General features: G+C 50.2%; 15 protein-coding genes. 6 read left to right on the forward strand and 9 right to left on the reverse strand.

The genetic code is table 11. The annotated features are described in order from the left end of the window. Window positions 1–96: 96 nt before the first annotated feature. The 4 genes from FFM79_RS05490 to FFM79_RS05505 form a co-directional block, all read right to left on the reverse strand. On the reverse strand, window positions 97–399 hold the full coding sequence (locus FFM79_RS05490) for a type II toxin-antitoxin system YafQ family toxin (protein ID WP_137642472.1): 303 nt from the start codon (window positions 397–399) through the stop codon (window positions 97–99). Next, window positions 389–667 carry a type II toxin-antitoxin system RelB/DinJ family antitoxin gene (locus FFM79_RS05495; RefSeq protein ID WP_137642473.1) on the reverse strand — a complete coding sequence of 93 codons (279 nt, stop codon included), beginning with the start codon at window positions 665–667 and terminating at the stop codon, window positions 389–391. Before FFM79_RS05495 ends, FFM79_RS05490 begins: the two co-directional genes overlap by 11 nt. A 169-nt stretch (window positions 668–836) precedes the next feature. Next, window positions 837–2,792, reverse strand: coding sequence for a sugar MFS transporter (locus FFM79_RS05500; protein ID WP_137642474.1), 1,956 nt, complete (start codon window positions 2,790–2,792; stop codon window positions 837–839). Window positions 2,793–2,810: 18 nt separating this feature from the next. Continuing rightward, window positions 2,811–4,862 (reverse strand): beta-galactosidase, encoded by a 2,052-nt coding sequence (locus FFM79_RS05505; RefSeq protein WP_137642475.1) that lies wholly within the window; start codon window positions 4,860–4,862, stop codon window positions 2,811–2,813. A gap of 248 nt (window positions 4,863–5,110) precedes the next feature. Between FFM79_RS05505 and FFM79_RS05510 the strand changes: the two genes are divergently transcribed. From FFM79_RS05510 to FFM79_RS05525, 4 genes are all read left to right on the forward strand, one after another. Further along, window positions 5,111–6,112 (forward strand): LacI family DNA-binding transcriptional regulator, encoded by a 1,002-nt coding sequence (locus tag FFM79_RS05510; RefSeq protein WP_137642476.1) that lies wholly within the window; start codon window positions 5,111–5,113, stop codon window positions 6,110–6,112. Between the two features lie 666 nt (window positions 6,113–6,778). Next, window positions 6,779–7,231: a GNAT family N-acetyltransferase gene (locus tag FFM79_RS05515; protein WP_137642477.1), complete on the forward strand. Its 453-nt coding sequence runs from the start codon at window positions 6,779–6,781 to the stop codon at window positions 7,229–7,231. A 104-nt stretch (window positions 7,232–7,335) separates the two neighbouring features. Then, on the forward strand, window positions 7,336–7,596 hold the full coding sequence (locus FFM79_RS05520; RefSeq protein WP_137642478.1) for a type II toxin-antitoxin system Phd/YefM family antitoxin: 261 nt from the start codon (window positions 7,336–7,338) through the stop codon (window positions 7,594–7,596). Continuing rightward, entirely contained in the window at window positions 7,593–7,856 is a 264-nt protein-coding gene (locus tag FFM79_RS05525; RefSeq protein WP_137642479.1) for a Txe/YoeB family addiction module toxin, read from the forward strand. The genes FFM79_RS05520 and FFM79_RS05525 overlap by 4 nt, the downstream gene beginning before the upstream one ends. 73 nt (window positions 7,857–7,929) lie before the next feature. On the opposite strand, the gene FFM79_RS05530 is transcribed toward FFM79_RS05525, so the two are convergent. The 4 genes from FFM79_RS05530 to FFM79_RS05545 are packed head-to-tail and all read right to left on the reverse strand — an operon-like array spanning window position 7,930 to window position 12,635. After that, window positions 7,930–8,928 (reverse strand): LacI family DNA-binding transcriptional regulator, encoded by a 999-nt coding sequence (locus FFM79_RS05530; protein WP_137642480.1) that lies wholly within the window; start codon window positions 8,926–8,928, stop codon window positions 7,930–7,932. Between the two features lie 27 nt (window positions 8,929–8,955). Then, window positions 8,956–10,422, reverse strand: a complete 1,467-nt coding sequence (locus FFM79_RS05535) for a UDP-glucose--hexose-1-phosphate uridylyltransferase (protein ID WP_137642481.1) — start codon at window positions 10,420–10,422, stop codon at window positions 8,956–8,958. Next, window positions 10,422–11,426: a UDP-glucose 4-epimerase GalE gene (gene galE / locus FFM79_RS05540; RefSeq protein WP_137642482.1), complete on the reverse strand. Its 1,005-nt coding sequence runs from the start codon at window positions 11,424–11,426 to the stop codon at window positions 10,422–10,424. The genes FFM79_RS05535 and galE overlap by 1 nt, the downstream gene beginning before the upstream one ends. A 42-nt stretch (window positions 11,427–11,468) precedes the next feature. Further along, window positions 11,469–12,635: a galactokinase gene (locus tag FFM79_RS05545; protein WP_137642483.1), complete on the reverse strand. Its 1,167-nt coding sequence runs from the start codon at window positions 12,633–12,635 to the stop codon at window positions 11,469–11,471. A 299-nt stretch (window positions 12,636–12,934) separates the two neighbouring features. On the opposite strand from FFM79_RS05545, the gene FFM79_RS05550 reads away from it, so the two are divergent. Continuing rightward, window positions 12,935–14,827 (forward strand): glycoside hydrolase family 2 TIM barrel-domain containing protein, encoded by a 1,893-nt coding sequence (locus FFM79_RS05550; RefSeq protein ID WP_137642484.1) that lies wholly within the window; start codon window positions 12,935–12,937, stop codon window positions 14,825–14,827. Next, complete coding sequence (locus FFM79_RS05555; protein ID WP_137642485.1) at window positions 14,811–15,773, forward strand: beta-galactosidase small subunit; 963 nt, start codon at window positions 14,811–14,813, stop codon at window positions 15,771–15,773. Before FFM79_RS05550 ends, FFM79_RS05555 begins: the two co-directional genes overlap by 17 nt. A gap of 415 nt (window positions 15,774–16,188) precedes the next feature. On the opposite strand, the gene FFM79_RS05560 is transcribed toward FFM79_RS05555, so the two are convergent. Further along, a complete protein-coding gene (locus FFM79_RS05560; RefSeq protein ID WP_371852204.1) occupies window positions 16,189–17,226 on the reverse strand; it encodes an aldose epimerase family protein in 1,038 nt (345 codons plus the stop codon). Window positions 17,227–17,411: the final 185 nt, after the last annotated feature.

A 17,411-nucleotide genomic window follows, 5' to 3' on the forward strand; every position in this document is an offset into this window, starting at 1 on the left:
CGAAGCTGTATCTATGCAAATTGTAGCTACTAGGTCGAAGGTCTGATCTAGCACTTACAAGCCACGGACTTTAGTCCATGGTAGTTGACTATTTGCTTATTGATTCAACACTTCATGGGAACCTGTCGCGACTAATAGCAAGATTAATTCATCTCGTTCTAAACGATAAATAACAATCCAGCCATCATACGCTTTACCGTAATGACCGTACCTTGCAGGATGAAATTCACGATACCCATGCCATTTGCCGTTCAATGCATGGTCCTTAATCCGCTTTAAGACAGCGTCATCACGTTCAATGATTGCCTTTACACAAGCTTTTAAAACCACAACCGGAAAATGTTTCTTAGCTAACTTTTTCAACTGCCGTTCGAATGATGCGGTTTGTTTAATTTTCATCTAATTTGTCTATCCAATCGTCAAAGTCGCTTAAGGTCCCAATTGTTTTCACCTGCCCTGTTTCAGCCTCCCTCTTTGCTGCGAGTGCTTCCGTAGAGTCTAAGAAGCTAACTAACCGGACTTCGTTGTTCGCGGCCTTGACCAAGGACAAGCGAATATACTCAGAAATCGTCAGTCCCTGTTTAGCCAAGTTTTTTTTGGCCCGTTCACTAATATCCGCAGTTACGCGCGTTGAAACGGTTTTGTTCTTAATTACCTTCGTACTCATTATATTCCTCCGTTCGTTTACCATCGTATTACATTATATCCTATTGAGACAAAATTGGCTCGGATGATGCATCACACTAAAATAAACTTCCCCTAATAAAAAAGTGCCCAGCACGCTAGCACCAGACACTTCCTACTCAGCCGCAGCTGAATAACCGTTTCTCAATTTCTTATTTAAACGTTACTTTCATCGCTTGATCGCCGTGCGTGACTTGTGCCGGTGCCATCAACGTTTGGTCAACGACCCGCGTTGGTTGCGTCAAGAAGGTGATCACAACGTCGTTGTACCCGCTCTGCCGAATCAGGTCGCGGTCAAAGGTCATCAACAGGTCACCCTGGTGAATCGTTTGCCCGTCTTGGTAGAAGGTCGTAAATCCGGCCCCCCGCAAGTTTACGGTTCCTAAGCCGACGTGAATAATCGCTTCGAGGCCGTCCTTGGAAACAATGCCGACCACGTGCTTCGTCGAGAAGGTAAAGCGAATCGTGCCGTCAAACGGTGCGTATAACCGCCCGTCACTTGGCTGGATCGCAAACCCAGTTCCTGGTAACCCTTGGTGGTCCGCCGTTGGGACGTCTTTAAGGGCTGCCAATTGACCACTAACTGGTGCGGGGATGGCCGTGGTAACGGTCGCCGTCGCGTTCGTTGCTTGAACTTGTTCCGGTGCGACCGCAATGTCGCCAGCCGCTAACTTGGTTTGAAGTTCGTCAACGATTTCCGCGTGCTTCTTTTCCGTAATCTTAACTTTAAGACTAAAGACGATTAGGGATAGGATAGCGCAAGCTAACGGTAAGTAAAAGGCTAAGAGTTGGAACGTGTGAATGTTTTGCGCCGTCATATCGGCAGCGGTCGCACTCCCAGTCATCCCAGCAACTAATGCAATCGATCCAACGATTCCGTTTGAGAAGGCTCCGGTAATCTTATCAAGCATTGGCCGAACTGCCAGTACCACCGCTTCGTTCCGGTTACCGTTCTTCAATTGCCCGTATTCAATAGCATCGGTCATTGAAAGCACCGTGACCAATTGGGCAAAGTTAATGTTGAACAGAACCAATCCAATCGTTAACAAGGTCATGTTTTGGTTGGCAATGATGAAGATAATGTAGGACACAATCATGAAGATTTGGCCGATCGCAAACAATACTTTTCTAGGAATAAATTTGTTTAAGATTGGGAACAGCGGTGAAGTGACAAAGCCAATCACGGTCGCAACCGCCCCGGCAATCCAGAATTCACCCGGCTTACCAATCACAAACTTGAATAGGTAGAACAGAACCCCGTTAGTTGTAACGTAAGCTAATGAGTAGAATAAGTAGCCCAGGCTGACCCACAAAATTTGGTCGTTTTTGATGATGCCCATGAACACGTCCTTGATCGACGTCTTTTGTTTGGCCGCCGCTTGCCGAATAGCGTTATTCTTTTCGGTCGTCCCGAAGGCCACGCAGAAAGCTGACAAAACGGCAATAATTCCAATAATAATGGCAAATGCTAACCAGCCTTGCGGACCCTGAGTATGTTTACCGGTGGCTAAAAAGGTAAAGTAAGTCGTAATTGGAACCACGATCATGGTCAACCCGTTCCAACCGATCGTGCCGGCGAAACTTCCTAACGAGGTGAAAATCCCACGGGCATGACTGTCTTCACTAATCGCTGGTACCATGCCCCAGTAAGATACGTCGGTCAGTGAATAGAAAACGTCCAACGTAATGAAGAGAATGACGAAGACCACGGCAAAGAGAATCCAGTTAACCTTCGCTAAGCCAAAGATCCCCGTAAAGATAACGACTAACAGAACCGAACTAACGATACTCCCAATCACTTGCCAGGGCGTAAACTTCCCCCAGCGGGTCTGGGTGTTATCCACGATATTCCCTAAAATGGGATCGACGACCACTTCCGCTAACCGAATGACCACGACTAACCCAGTGATTAACCCAATCAGCCGGTTGGCAATCTGCGGAGCGACCCCGCTAAACATGCCACTCGTGACAAAGACGATAAAGTAGGTACTCAGGGCGCCGTAAAACGCGGAGTGCCCGAGGTTCCCAAGTCCGAAGGCAATCCCTTCGTTGACCTGGTGCCAGGATAATTTCTTTTTGGTTGCTGGTTGTTCAACATTTTGTTCCATACTTTTCACCCCATTTTTCTAATTAGTTGCCATCAAGACTTGGACGCCGTAACCCGCGATTGGCTGGTCACCCGTGACCGTTTGCCCACTAAAAACGTTGGTCAACGCGGTCGTTAAGTGCACCGTTGTTGGTTGGTGACTAAAGTTAATCACAAAGTAATACTGATGATGGGCATCCGCCCGCGCTTGGATTGAGACGTGCGCATTAGCCTTCGTCATTGGCAGGCTCGGCCGCAACTGCAAGCGCGTCGTCAATTGTTGGTAAAAGTCGGCTAGAAAGTCGACGCCGGTCCGGGCCCCCAGATAGTATGCCGTTCCCCAACCACACTGATTTTTCGTGATGGCGGGGGTTCCCACGTAGAAATCCTTCTGATAGTCACCGAGCGGTTGCGCCGTCGTTACATCTAAAACGTCGCAATAGTCGTTGACCTGGTACAACTGCCCGTTAACCTTCACCGCGTTATGCTGCTGCGGGTAAAGCGTATCCGTTTCCGAAACGGTTAACCCATAGGTGCGTTCGAGGGCGGCGAGCCCGTTTCCTTCGTAAGCTAGGAAATTGTCGTCAACCACGCCGGTAATGTAAGTGCCGACGAGGTGGCCGCCCTGCTCAACGTACGCTTGTAATTTCGCGGCAAACGCGGGCGTCATTAGAAAGTGCATCGGGTCGATAACTAGGTCATAGGCCGTTAAATCGGCGTCGGTGCCGACGATTTCGACGGGAATATCGTGTTCCCAGAAGAATTGGTAGTGTTCCTGAATCGTCCGCCAGTACTTCTTGGTCTCGTTGGCGTAAGCGCGGGCATCGTCTAGGGCCCACATGTTGTCATAGTCAAAGACGATCGCCACTTTGGCCGCCACCCGTTCGGTTGACAACGCCGGTCGCAGGGCGGTCAGGTCTTGGCCGACCCGGGTCACATCGGCAAACGCCCGGGTGTGACTGCCGCCACGGTTGGTCACGACCGCGCCGTGGAACATTTCGGAAGCACCCTTCGACTGGTGTAACTGGAAGTAGAGTACCGAGTTAGCGCCGTGAGCCACTTGTTGGAGGCTACCCATTTCGTGCATTCCCGGCCGCTTAGCGCGGTTATACGGGTGCCAGTTGACCTGCGACGGCGTGCTTTCCATAATCAAGTACGGTGCGTGCTTCAAGCTACGCATCACGTCGTTCATCAACGCGGTCTTCATGGCTAAGTGAGCGGTACTCTCGTAACCGTTAGCCCAGTTAGGATAGGAATCCCAGCTCACAACGTCAACGTGCTTCGCAAATTCCTGGTAGTCCAAGTCGGTGAAAACGTGCGATTCGGACGGGTTACCACCCATGAAGTTAGCCGTCACTGGCACGTTGGGCGTTAACTCCCGGAACGGCTTGATTTCATTTTCAAAGAAGTCAATCGTCCGGTCGGTCACGAAGCGGTGCCAGTCAAGGTTTAAGGCCATCACGTTGGAATCGCCGCGAGCTGATGGCGCTTCGACCTGGTCCCAACTGGTATAATCATGGCTCCAAAACGCGCCCCAATAAGCTTGGTTCAACCGATCCAGTGTCTGGTACTTCGCTTTGACCCAGTCGCGAAAAGCGGCTTGGCATTGGTCACAGTAACAAGCGCCCCCATATTCATTGGAAACGTGCCAGAGCACCAGTGACTTGCGGTGACCGTACCGTTCTGCCAGCTTGCGGTTGATGGCTTGGACCTTTTCCCGGTAAACCGGTGACGTGTAACAGTGATTATGCCGTTCACCGTAGTGGTTACGTTGGCCGTCTTCGTTGACCCGCAACACTTCCGGGTACTTTTCCGCTAACCAGCGGGGCCGCGAGCCACTCGGCGTTGACAAGATCACCCGCATCCCGTTGGCTTCCGCCCGGTCAAAAATTTTATCAAGCCAGCTAAAATCATAGTGGCCCTCTTCGGGTTCCAACTTATCCCACGCAAAGATGCCTAGCGTTACGGTATTGATATGGGCCTGCTTAAAATGCTCAAAATCATCATCGATAACGGTGGGCCGCTGTAACCATTGATCGGGATTGTAGTCACCCCCGTGTAAAAATTCAGTCGTTTGGATTGGATTTGCCATACTAGTCACTCACTTTCACTCAATTAATTCCGCTTACTTAACGGTTCTTATCATAACGGCAAATTCGGCTGAATGAAAGCGCTTTAATAAATTAATTACTAAAAATTGGTAAACAAGTTTAGCAACGTTTACTAGTGATTAAACCTTTATTTATCAGCGATGTAAGCGTATTATTGATGCTATAGGAATTCGGTAACTAGTTAGTTTTAAACGTCCGGCTTAGTAAACAACGTTTAGGAGGCGCACCCATGACGACCATTCGTGAAATTGCGGCGAAGTCCGGTTATTCACCGGCAACAGTCTCACGTTTATTAAATAATGACCCGAGTTTTTCCATCTCAGACACCGCCCGCAAGAAGATTCTGAAAACGGCGCAAAGCTTAGATTATCAACGACCCAACGTCACCCACGGACTGGCCTATCAAATTGCCGTTTTATTCGCGGTGCAACCCCAAAAGGAACTGGAAGACGTTTACTTTAGTAACTTACGTAAAAGTATCGTTAAAAACGGCGAACGCGCCAACTTTACGTTAAATTTTTATCACAACATTGACGCCGTCCCGAACACGGTTGACGGCCTGATGGCGGTTGGCGAGTTTAGCCCGGCGGATTTGGAACGCCTAGCAGCCCGTTCACCGCACCGGATTTTTGTGGACTCCAACCCCGACCCGCACCACTTCAGCTCGGTTCAGCCCAATTTACAGGCCATCACCGAACGGGCCATCGACCTCTTCGTCCAAGCGGAGAAACAGCCCATCGGCTTCATTGGGGGCGGTTATTGGGACCTTCAATCCGCTAAGGTTCACAAAATTGACTCCCGGCAAAAATACTTCGAAAGCCACATGCGCGAACTCGACCAATTCGACCCCCGCTTCATGTTCATCGGCGGCGACTTCTCGGTTGCTAGCGGCTACGACCTCGGTAAAAAAGTCGTCGCTTCGCTCGCCCACCAACCGCTTCCGGCTGCCTTTCTGATTGCTTCGGACCCGATGGCAATTGGCGTCTTGCAAGCCTTCAATGAAAACAAGATCACCGTCCCAATCGATACCGCCATCATCAGTATCAACGACATCGACATCGCCCAATATGTATCCCCACCGCTCACGACCTTCCGAATCGACACCAACGAGCTGGCCCGGCAAGCGGTCAACACGCTCAAAGACCTTCTGATTTTTGACCGTCCTCAGGCCCGCTCGATTTTGTTGGATGCTGACTTGATTTACCGGAAGAGTTTTCGAAAACCCGTGTGAATAGCAAGCGTGCAACAAAAAGCGGTCCCAATTAGCGTTGATATTGCCGCCAGCAGCGGGGATAACCGGTTGGCTGGAACACTGCGGGCATCGATTTGAGCTCACTCAGCAAACCACTGAGCAATCTCAAATTCGAGCCTTATTCTAAGCCGGAAGCAGCCCACTTCCGACTAAGAATAATTTCGCAGTTGAGCCATGGTTATCCCCGCTACTGGCTAGACTAGCTTTAACATTGAATACCGCGGCTTACTATAATTAGTTAGCTTTGACGAAGATGGTTATGCGAGGTGCTACTAAGTTAGGAGTAGCTTCCCCGCTTATTTTGATAGTCATCAATAATTTGTTAAAAATTCAACCGGTACTTTTTTAACAGTTCAACATCAATTGTCATATAACCATTATGACAGATTACAAAAAACGCCTTATCCCAAATAGGATAAGGTCGCAGTGGTGGCTTGCTTGGCTTAAAGTCGTGTCCACCGCGCTCCAGCCGCTTTTTATTTAGGTTCGGTACCAATTGGCTTTTTTGTTACCAGATTAACATCACATATCATAGACCCCTTATTTGTTGCCGTTTAGCACGCGTATTCGTATACTAATCCTAACCTAACGAATCCAACCAAGTAGCGCCTACTTGAACAAATTAGATTTTTTGGAGGAATAAAATTGAAAATTACAGTGGTTCAAAACCGAACCAGTCCGTTGTTGGAACAATTATTAGCGGTGTGGGAAGGCGCCGTCAGAGCAACCCATTCCTTCTTATCAGAGCACGAGCTTCAGCAGATTAAAAAAATCGTTCCACAAGCCCTTGCAGAAGTGCCACGATTAATTATCGTAGAAACCGACCACCAGGCCCCCGCGGGATTTATGGGAATTAATGGTCAACACCTTGAAATGCTCTTCATTTCCCCTCAAGAACGGGGGACCGGTCTTGGAAAAGCGTTGCTCGAATACGGTCTCGCCAACTATTCAATCAATGATTTAGCGGTTAATGAACAGAACCCACTTGCTAAAGGCTTTTACGAGCACATGGGGTTTGTTGAATATAAAAGAACGGCGCATGATGAACAGGGTCAGCCTTACCCACTAATATACATGCAACCCGGTGCTAAAAACTAAGCGGTCCCGATTAACGACTCATGACCAGCTTAAACACTTATATTTAACGTACGTTAACAGCGTACGTATACTAATGTCAGCTAAACGAAAGTGAGGAAGCCAGCATGCAAGAATCCTATACACCCACTAGCGCACGCAAAAATTTATACCAGCTGTTAAAACAAGTTGCAGAAGAACATCGCCCGATAACGATTCAACAAAAAGACGCCGCTTTAGATACCGTGATTGTGCCAAAAGATGATTGGGATGCGATTCAAGAAACCCTTTATCTCTATCAAACTGGGACATTAGCCAAAGTCGCTGAACGCGAAAACGATCAAAGTGGGACAACTAATATCGATGACATTGATTGGGATAACTTATGATCTATCAAGTGGAAATCAAAAATTCAGCAAAATCAGATTTGAGAAAAATTAAAAAATCCAATTTAGTCGATTCATTTCAAAAAATTATTACCCAGTTAAAGACGAATCCCTTCGCACCCAATCAAAGTTTTGAAAAGTTAACGCCGCCAGCAGCCGGTAAATATTCTAGAAGGCTTAACGGCCAGCATCGCGTCGTCTACGCTGTTAACAAGATCGAACAACACGTAACGATTTACTCGGCTTGGAGTTATTACAACTAATACCAACACCAAAAAGTCCCCCTTTTCGTCGGCGCAACGCCGCACGAAAGGGGGACTTATTTTTACTTCGATTTTATTTTGTACTATCACGGGCCACTAAATTGGTTCCCAGCTCAATTCGTTGCGGAATCTTCCGCCCGGTTTCAAGCTGGTTTACAATCAAGTCCACGGCCGTTTCACCCATTAACTCGGTCTCAACGTTGACCGCACTAAGTTCGGGATAGACGTACGTCGCCAACGACGTATTGTTAAAACTAAATAACTTAACGCGTTCGGGCACCTTGATGCCGGCCGACTGGAGGGCCTTGAGCGCCCCGGCCGCCATCGGATCGTTCGTGACAAAGAAGGCTCGCGGTAACTGGTCACCCAGCTTCTCGATGGCCGTCTTCATCATGACAAACCCCGATTGACTCGTATAGTCGCCTTCAAAAACCCATTCCGGATGATACCGGTGCTTGGCTTCCATCACGGCTTGGTAGTTGAGCATCCGCTGATCAGGAACCGTAACGGTCCGATCGGTCGTTCGCTCAACCCCGTGAATTAACCCAACGTCTTGAATGCCCTGCCGGTCAAAATAGTCTAAGACGTGTGCGGTTGCGTACTTAAAATCAGTTAAGACGCTGTCAAACCCCGCCGCAAATTGGTCATCATCCACAAAGACCAGTTTGTTCGTCAAGTCCTGCATGGCCCGCACCTGCCGCGGACTAAACTTCCCAATCGCAATGATTGCGTCGACGTCCGGGTTTAATTCCGCCATGTTGTTTTGGAAAATCCGAATGACTTCGAACTGGTGGGCCTGGCCGCGCCGCTCGATGCCCATCCGAATCGCCATGTAATACAAATCATCCTGTTCCTTTGACTCGGAGTACCACTGCACGATCGCCAGCTTCTTTTTGGCAAGCGCCGCATTGTGACGCTTCCCCTTTGTATAGTTAAGCGCCGCCGCGACGTCTAAAATCCGTTGGCGGGTTTCGTCGCCGACCGATAAGGACCGGTCGCGGTTGAGTACCCGTGACACCGTCGCTAACGAGACGCCGACCTGATCCGCAATGTCTTTTAACGTTGTCGCCATTCCATGGTCTCCCCTATCATTTTAAACTTACACTGCTTGCACCGCGGTAATGAAGCGGTTGAACGCCGCTTCGCCATCTGCGTCCCACTTGAAGACGCCGGCGTCCGCTAACACGCGGGCAAAGACTTTCCCAGTTTCCTGGTTAACAATGTCCATGACGTTGTCCGCCGTGAAGTCGTACTGACGCTTCAACTCGTCGGCCCACGGTTGGTGCATCGCTGCCATTTGATTATGCTGGCCTAAGAGATATTTTGCAACCTCTTGAAGCTCAGTTTTAAGCCGGGCGGGTAAAATTGCCCGACCCATGACTTCAATCAAGCCGATGTTTTCTTTTTTAATGTGTTGAACGTCCTGATGCGGATGGAAAATCCCGTCCGGAAATTCAGCCGACGTCTGGTTATCCCGTAACACGAGGTCCAAGACGTACTGGTCGCCGACTTTACGCGCAATTGGCGTGGTCGTGTGGTGGCGAGTTTCATCCGTATACGCCCGGACATCGACCCGTTCATCCGAATAATTTTTCCAAGTATTGTGAATCTTAACGGCCGCGTCAACTAAGGCGGTCGAATCCGTACTCGTCAAGCGAATGGTGGACATCGGCCACTTGACAATGCCCGCAGTGACGCCCGCAACGCCTAAATCAACTGGACGCGCAATCGGAGCCTTCATCATTGGAAACTCATGGCGACCACCTTGATAATGTTCGTGGGCCAGCATTGAGCCCCCCACAATCGGTAAGTCGGCGTTACTACCAACGAAGTAGTGCGGGAACTGTTTGACGATTTCCAACAAGTTACTGAAAGTTTGCCGGTTGATCACCATTGGCCGGTGCACTTCGTCCAAGAAAATCGAATGTTCATTAAAGTAAGCGTACGGTGAATATTGGAAGCCCCACGTTTCGCCGCCGAGCGTCATTCGAATAATCCGGTGGTTACTCCGGGCCGGATAACCTAAGCGCCCCCGGTACCCTTCGTTTTCCATACAAAGTTGGCACAACGGATAACCGTTTTGCGGTTGGTTACGCGCCGCCGCAATCGCCTTCGGGTCCTTTTCCGGCTTGGACAAGTTGATCGTGATTTCCAGATCACCAAAATCGGTCGGCGTATCAAAAGCAACGTTCTTCGCAATCGCCCGCGTCTTGATATAATCGTTAGCGCGGCTCAGTTGGTAAAAATAGTCGGTTGCGGTTTTCGGGCTAGTTTGGTATTTATTCCAAAAAGTTTGGTTTAAAACCGATGGTAACGGCGTCACGAGGTCCATCAACTGGTCCGCTAAAATTTCGCGGGCCGACTGGTTGTCCTCGATACGACCGTTTTGAATCGCCGTGGCCACCAAGGCATCGGTCAGGCTAGTCAATTGGTCGTCGGCCGCCGCAACCGGTGTGTCGTCCCCAACTAAACCTAACACCCGGTTTTGGACGTAAATTCGGTCTAATTCCGTATATTGTGATGGTGATGCAATCACCCGTTCAACGAATTGTTCTACCGTCGTCATTACGCTTGACCTCCTTGGTCTTCGTAACCGTGCGGATGACTTTGTTTCCAGTTCCAAGCGGTCCGAATAATTTCCTTCACGTCGTCGTACTGGGGTTCCCAGCCGAGAACTTTGCGGGCCTTATCACTAGCCGCAATCAGGGTGCTTGGGTCACCCGCACGACGTGGTGCCATGACCGCTGGAATTGGCTTGCCAGTGACTTCACGGGCCGCGTCCAACATCTGCTTATTTGAAAAGCCGGTCGATGACCCTAAGTTGAAGGCCGCACTTGCCTGCCCCTGCTTCAAGTATTCTAAGGCTAAGATGTGCGCATCCGCCAAATCAACGACGTGCACGTAGTCGCGGACGTTGGTGCCATCCGGCGTTGGGTAATCGTCACCAAAGATTTGTAACTGGTCGCGTTCACCAGCGGCTACTTGTAAAATGATTGGGACTAGGTGGGTTTCGGGATGGTGGTCCTCACCAATCGAACCATCGGGCTTGGCACCGGCCACGTTAAAGTAACGAAGGGCAACAAACTTAATCCCGTAAGCAACGTCGGACCAGTGCATGATCTTTTCCATTGCTAACTTGCTTTCACCGTAAGGGTTGGTTGGCACTTGCGGGTCAGTTTCCTTGATGGGAACTTGCTTAGGTTCGCCGTAAGTTGCGGCGGTCGACGAGAAGACGATCCGTTTCACGTCGTGCTTGGCCATGACTTCCAACAATTTCACCATGCCGGCGGTATTGTTATCAAAGTACTTCAACGGGTTTTTCATTGATTCGGGAACCACTGAAAAGGCCGCAAAGTGAATGACCCCGTCAATTTGTTCCTGATCAAACACCCCGTTCATAAAGTCCGTATCGCGGACGTCGCCTTCGTAAAAACGCGCCGCTGGATTGACGGCTGCCCGGTGGCCGGTCACTAAATTATCCACGACGGCCACGTCGTAACCCTTTGCAACTAACCGATCAACTGCGTGGGAGCCGATGTAACCGGCGCCCCCTAAAACTAACACTGCCATTTAGAATCCCTCCGATTTATCAATTCTACTAAACTAATCTGATTAAGCTAATTCTTGTGGACCGTCCGCAATTTCAGCGATGTAGAAACTAGCATCGTAGCCAACGGCATCGCGGTAGGCTTGGCCCACGTTGGTCTTAAAGTTTTCAACCTGGTCTTTTTGAACGATCGCGATGGCGCACCCACCGAAACCGGCCCCGGTCATCCGCGCACCAAGTACGCCCGGTTGCTTCCAAGCGGTTTCCGCTAAGGTATCCAGTTCCAGGCCGGTCACTTCGTAATCAAAGTGCAAGGACACGTGAGACGCAGTCACGAGACTCCCGAATTCTTCAAGGTTATTAGCGGCTAAGGCCTTCGTCGCCCGAATGGCGCGTTGGTTTTCAAAGACCGCGTGCCGGGCCCGTTTAATTAAGGTTTCATCGTTGATTAAGTAAGCCGCTTCGTCAAATTGATCGTTCGTTAAGTCGCCTAACGACTTAATATCTAACTTAGTTTGAAGCCGTTTTAAAGCTTCTTCACATTCGGAACGCCGTTCGTTGTACTTCGAGTCTTGGAGTTCGCGGCGCTTGTTGGTGTTCATGATAACGATCACGTGGTCGCCCAACTTAACGGGCGCGTAATCGTAATCCATGGTGTTGGTATCAAGCAGGATGGCTTGGTCACGCTTCCCCATCCCAACGGCAAATTGGTCCATGATGCCGGAGTTAACACCGATGTAGTTGTTTTCACACTTTTGACCCAACTTAACGAGTTCCAATTGGGAAATATCTAAGTTAAAGCCGGTTTTAAGGACGATCCCCGTTAACATTTCAATTGAAGCGGAAGATGAGAGCCCCGCACCATCTGGTAAGTTTCCGTGAACGTAAAGGTCGAACCCGTGATCAAATTGAACCCCGGTCTTGGCTAATTCGTTCATCATCCCTTTAGGATAGTTAGTCCAGCCAGCGGCTTTTTCATAGGCCAAGTCGTTCACATCAAAACTAACGACGCCCTGACTCGGGATGTTTGCTGAAAACATCCGAACCGTTTGGTCTTTTCGGGCTGCGTAAACCCCGTAAGTCCCGATACTAATGGCACACGGGAAAACGTGCCCACCGTTATAATCCGTATGTTCACCAATCAAGTTGATCCGTCCTGGTGAGAAGAAAACGCGTTCTGGCTCGCGTTCAAAGACCTTCGTGAATTCTTGCTTTAAGTCGTTCGTTTGCATGTGAAACTCCTCCGTTCAAAGTTAGTTTAAAGTTGTTTTACTAAAATTTTATTAACTTGAATATAAGCCCAAATGTAACCGTTGTCAACCATCGCACTAAAGTTATTTTATCTAGGATGGTAGCGTTTTACAGTCGTGGCGGTGTGCGTGTTCTTTACATCCCTTTTTATTCCCAGTACCCCGCAACAATCAAACCATTTAAGTTTAATTTTTACTAAAATCATATACAAATCGGCCGTTATGTTTTATCATCGTTGTGTAAGCGTTTTATAACAATGCAATTGAAAGGAGCCACGCTCATGCAAGCTAATCTCCAATGGTTAGATGATCCCGAAGTATTCCGGGTCAACCAATTACCGGCCCACAGCGATCATCATTATTACTACGACGCTACCGAACAACAAAGCGGTCGTAGTCGATTCGTTCATTCATTAAATGGTCAGTGGCACTTTAACTTTGCCACCAATCCGGCCGACCGTCCGCTGGACTTTTTCCAGCCGGAAGCCGATCTGAGCAACTTCGACACGATTACCGTTCCGGGCCACATTGAGCTCGCCGGTTACGCGCAAGTTCAATACATCAATACCCTCTATCCGTGGGAAGGCCACCAATATCGGCGGCCCGCCTACACGCTCAATCAGGATAAATTAGCCGTCGGCGTTTTCAGTCAGGCGGCGGACAACTCCGTGGGGTCGTACGTTAAACACTTTGACCTCCCGGCAGCCTTTTTAAATCAGCGGGTCCACGTTCAATTCCAAGGCGTTGAGGAAGCCCTCTACGTTTGGCTGAACGGTCATTTTTTGGGCTACGCTGAGGATAGTTTCACCCCATCCGAATTCGACTTAACACCCTACGTGCAAGCAACCGGCAACGTTTTAGCGGTTCGAGTCTACAAGCGCAGTAGCGCAGCCTTCATCGAAGACCAGGACATGTTCCGCTTCTCAGGGATTTTCCGCGACGTCAACTTACTCGCCCTACCAGCGGTGCACGTTGACGACCTGGATTTAAAACCAACCGTTAACGCGGACTTTCAAGGGGGCGTTTTAAACGTCACGACCAGGTTAAGTGGGTCGCAACTCACCGGCGCCACCCTCCACTTATGCGTTACTGACGACGCCGGCACCGAAATTGCCGAACAAACGCAAGCCGCACAAACCACCGTGACCTTTGAACCGTTGCGGTTCGACGAAGTTCACCTATGGTCTCCGGATCAACCGACCCTGTACCAAGTAACGATTGACGTGCTAGATTCGCAGGGCAACCGCCTCGAAGTCGTTCCGTACCAATTCGGCTTCCGCAAAGTGGAACTGCGCGCCGACCACGTCATCTACGTCAACAATCAGCGCCTGATTATCAACGGCGTTAACCGCCACGAATGGAACGCGCGCACCGGCCGGGTCATCACCATGGCGGACATGCAAGCCGACATCCAGACGATGAAGGCCCACAACATCAACGCCGACCGGACCTGCCACTATCCCGACCAATTACCGTGGTACCAGTTGTGCGACCAAGCCGGCATCTACCTGATGGCCGAAAACAACTTGGAATCCCACGGAACCTGGCAAAAATCGGGCGCCATCGAACCGTCTGATAACGTCCCCGGGGACAACCCCCACTGGTTGGAAGCCGTCGTGGACCGCGCCCGGAGTAACTACCAATGGTTCAAAAACCATCCGGCCATTATTTTTTGGTCACTCGGTAACGAATCCTACGCCGGTGAAGACATTGCCGCGATGCAAGCCTACTACAAGCGCCACGACGACTCCCGCCTCGTGCATTATGAGGGGGTCGTGCACACGCCAAACTTGCGTGACCGCATTTCCGACGTTGAATCCCGGATGTATGAAAAGCCGGCCAACATTGTCGCTTACTTAGAAAGCAATCCGGACAAGCCGTTTTTAAACTGCGAATACATGCACGACATGGGGAACTCACTCGGCGGAATGAAGTCGTATAGCGACCTCCTCGACCGTTACCCAATGTATCAAGGCGGTTTTATCTGGGACTTCATCGACCAGGCCCTTTACGTGCACGACCCCGTCACCGATCAGGACGTGTTACGTTACGGTGGCGATTTCGACGATCGGCATTCAGACTACGAATTTTCGGGCGACGGCCTGCTCTTTGCGGACCGGACACCGAAACCAGCACTTCAGGAGGTGAAATACTACTATGGCTTACAACACTAATCAATTAAAGGTCGTTTATGGCGATGCCAGTCTTGGATTGGGCGGTGCCGATTTCCACTACCTTTTTAGTTACGAACGGGGCGGACTTGAATCGCTCGTGATCGACGGTAAAGAGTGGCTGTACCGCGTTCCAATGCCAACCTTCTGGCGGGCCACGACCGATAACGACCGTGGGAATAATTTTTCCGTGAAGGCCGCGCAGTGGTACGCAGCCGACCGCTTCACGACTTGTCAAGGCGTGCAATTACGCGTTGATGACCACCACTTTGACGAATTACCGGTGGCCCCCCTTAATAATCAGTTTTCGGACCACGAAACGGCGACCACGGTGACGATTACGTTCCAATACGTTACCAGTACCGTACCAAGTACGACCGTTGACGTTAGTTATACCGTGACTGCGGACGGCAACATTAAGGTGACCGTCCATTACGTTGGTCAGGATAACTTGCCTGAATTACCCGCGTTGGGGTTCCGGTTCATCATGCCGACGACCGCAACTGGCTTTGACTACGAAGGTTTGTCGGGTGAGACGTACCCTGATCGAATGGCGGGAGCGACGCACGGGCAGTTCCACGTGGATAGTTTGCCGGTGACGCCGTACTTGGTGCCACAGGATTGTGGTATGCACATGCAAACGAAGTGGTTGACGGTGACGCGGAATCTGACCCAGAATAATGCGGACCGTGACCAGACGCCGTTCAGTTTGCGCGTTGAACAGTCGGGCCAGCCGTTCAACTTTAGTTGCTTGCCATATACGGCGGAAGAGCTGGAAAACGCGACTCATATGGAGGAATTGCCGTTGGCGCGGCGCACGGTTTTGACGATTTATGGTGCGGTGCGTGGCGTTGGTGGTATTGATAGCTGGGGCAGTGATGTCGAGCCGGCGTATCGGATTCAGGCGGACCAGGCGAGGACGTTTGGATTTTGGCTCAAAAGAGTGTGAAACCAAGCGGGTTGACCTTGAGCATTGCCTAGCTAAGATGTTATTGCCCGGGTTTGGCAATGATGGCTTAGCGTAGCAAGCGCAGAGGTCAGCTTGGTTGAACACGTTTCCACTATATTGCAGAGAAGTGCCGAGCTAAGCAGTTATCGCGGGGCTTGCGATGGCTGCTTAGCGTAGCAAGCGCAGAGGCCAGCTTGGTTGAACACGTTTTACAAGAGTGCAAACTCCAGACGGGTTGGTCTGAGGATTAGCCTAACAAGGCGCTGGATGCGGTTTAGGCATCTAGCGCCTTGTGTAGCTAACCGCAGGGCCAGTCTGGCGTGAGCACGTTTCCGCTATATCGTAGAAAAATAACAACCCAAAAAGGACGCGATCCGGATCAAATTCCGGGTCGCGCCCTTTTCATTCACTTAACTTACTTATCTAATCGTTCGTACTGGTAACCAATCGTATACGTCCGGGGTTCGTCTGGCCGCAGTGCAATGTCGCCAAAACCAGCGTGGTTAATCGCATCCGGGAGCGTTTGGGCCTCGGTTGCCAACGCGACGTAATGGTGCGCCGCCTGCTTAGCATTATCAAACGGATTAGCCGTATAGATCACCAGGCCGTTGCGGTCCGAGTACAACTTAATCTGCCGCTTCCCCGCCGTATCACCAAGCGTTGCAATTGGGGCAGTTGCGCTTGGCGTCACTTCATACGCATCGTCAAATTCAATGCCGCCCGTAGTCTGCTTCAAGTCCGCTAACGCCTGCGTTACGGGGCGGGCCTGGTTGAAATCGTAGGCCGTTTGCGCCACCGCGACTTTTTCACCGGTTGGGACCTTTTCCCCGTCAAATGCAAGGTGCTGCTGACTGTTGATTTGGAGCCATTGTTGGTCCAAACTCGTCCGGTCCGCGGTCGTGTTCCAGTAAACGTGGTTGGTCGGGTTAAAGAGCGTCGCCGCGTCGGTATCACCCTTAAAACTGATGGTGACCCGGTCGTTTTCGTCCAACGTAAAGGTAATGGTGACGTCTAAGTTACCCGGATACTGGTCAAGCTCACTCGGCACGTGCTTGGTCAACGTGACGCTCGCCGTTGTGGCGGTGGTACTGAGTTGGCCGTCAAAGTTCAACGTGTTGAAGCCGTGGGCGCCGCCGTGTAGCGAATGCCCCTTTTCGTTCATATCAACGTGGTACGTTTGACCGTCCAAGTCAAACTGAGCGCCGCCAATTCGGCCGGCAACCCGCCCGACTGATTGACACAAGCAATAGCCGACCAGTTGATAATCTTCAATGCTGTCCAAGCCCCAAACGAGTGGTTGTTCGACCCCGTCTTCCACCACAACGAATTCCTGCCAAGTGGCCGCATAACTTAACACCGAAACCCGCGTTTGGTGATCGTTAATCAGCGTAAAGCGGGTCACTGGTTCACCGTTAATTTGCCCAAAAGCCGTTTGTTTTGTTTTCAAAATCAGATGCCTCCATATGTAAAGCGTTTTCATTTAGTATACCAGAAATTCACTTTAACGTAAAAAGTTTACTAAAACCGCACCCGCGCGTGAAACGGCCCTAACCTGATGTAATTCGGACGTTCACTTTAATTGACAAGAATTGCTCCTAATCGGAGCGGCTGCGATTTAGCTCAAACCGCGTGTAATTC

Origin of the sequence: Lactiplantibacillus modestisalitolerans (assembly GCF_005405425.1) — a bacterium.
In the GTDB taxonomy this organism is placed as follows: Bacteria; Bacillota; Bacilli; order Lactobacillales; family Lactobacillaceae; genus Lactiplantibacillus; species Lactiplantibacillus modestisalitolerans.

Excerpts from the sequence above, each read along its gene's own strand:
- FFM79_RS05550 (WP_137642484.1), top strand. The coding sequence starts at position 12,935 with ATGCAAGCTAATCTCCAATGGTTAGATGATCCCGAAGTATTCCGGGTC.
- FFM79_RS05525 (WP_137642479.1), top strand. The coding sequence starts at position 7,593 with ATGATCTATCAAGTGGAAATCAAAAATTCAGCAAAATCAGATTTGAGA.
- galE (WP_137642482.1), bottom strand. The coding sequence starts at position 11,426 with ATGGCAGTGTTAGTTTTAGGGGGCGCCGGTTACATCGGCTCCCACGCA.
- FFM79_RS05500 (WP_137642474.1), bottom strand. The coding sequence starts at position 2,792 with ATGGAACAAAATGTTGAACAACCAGCAACCAAAAAGAAATTATCCTGG.
- FFM79_RS05545 (WP_137642483.1), bottom strand. The coding sequence starts at position 12,635 with ATGCAAACGAACGACTTAAAGCAAGAATTCACGAAGGTCTTTGAACGC.
- FFM79_RS05495 (WP_137642473.1), bottom strand. The coding sequence starts at position 667 with ATGAGTACGAAGGTAATTAAGAACAAAACCGTTTCAACGCGCGTAACT.
- FFM79_RS05520 (WP_137642478.1), top strand. The coding sequence starts at position 7,336 with ATGCAAGAATCCTATACACCCACTAGCGCACGCAAAAATTTATACCAG.
- FFM79_RS05530 (WP_137642480.1), bottom strand. The coding sequence starts at position 8,928 with ATGGCGACAACGTTAAAAGACATTGCGGATCAGGTCGGCGTCTCGTTA.
- FFM79_RS05505 (WP_137642475.1), bottom strand. The coding sequence starts at position 4,862 with ATGGCAAATCCAATCCAAACGACTGAATTTTTACACGGGGGTGACTAC.
- FFM79_RS05555 (WP_137642485.1), top strand. The coding sequence starts at position 14,811 with ATGGCTTACAACACTAATCAATTAAAGGTCGTTTATGGCGATGCCAGT.
- FFM79_RS05535 (WP_137642481.1), bottom strand. The coding sequence starts at position 10,422 with ATGACGACGGTAGAACAATTCGTTGAACGGGTGATTGCATCACCATCA.
- FFM79_RS05510 (WP_137642476.1), top strand. The coding sequence starts at position 5,111 with ATGACGACCATTCGTGAAATTGCGGCGAAGTCCGGTTATTCACCGGCA.
- FFM79_RS05490 (WP_137642472.1), bottom strand. The coding sequence starts at position 399 with ATGAAAATTAAACAAACCGCATCATTCGAACGGCAGTTGAAAAAGTTA.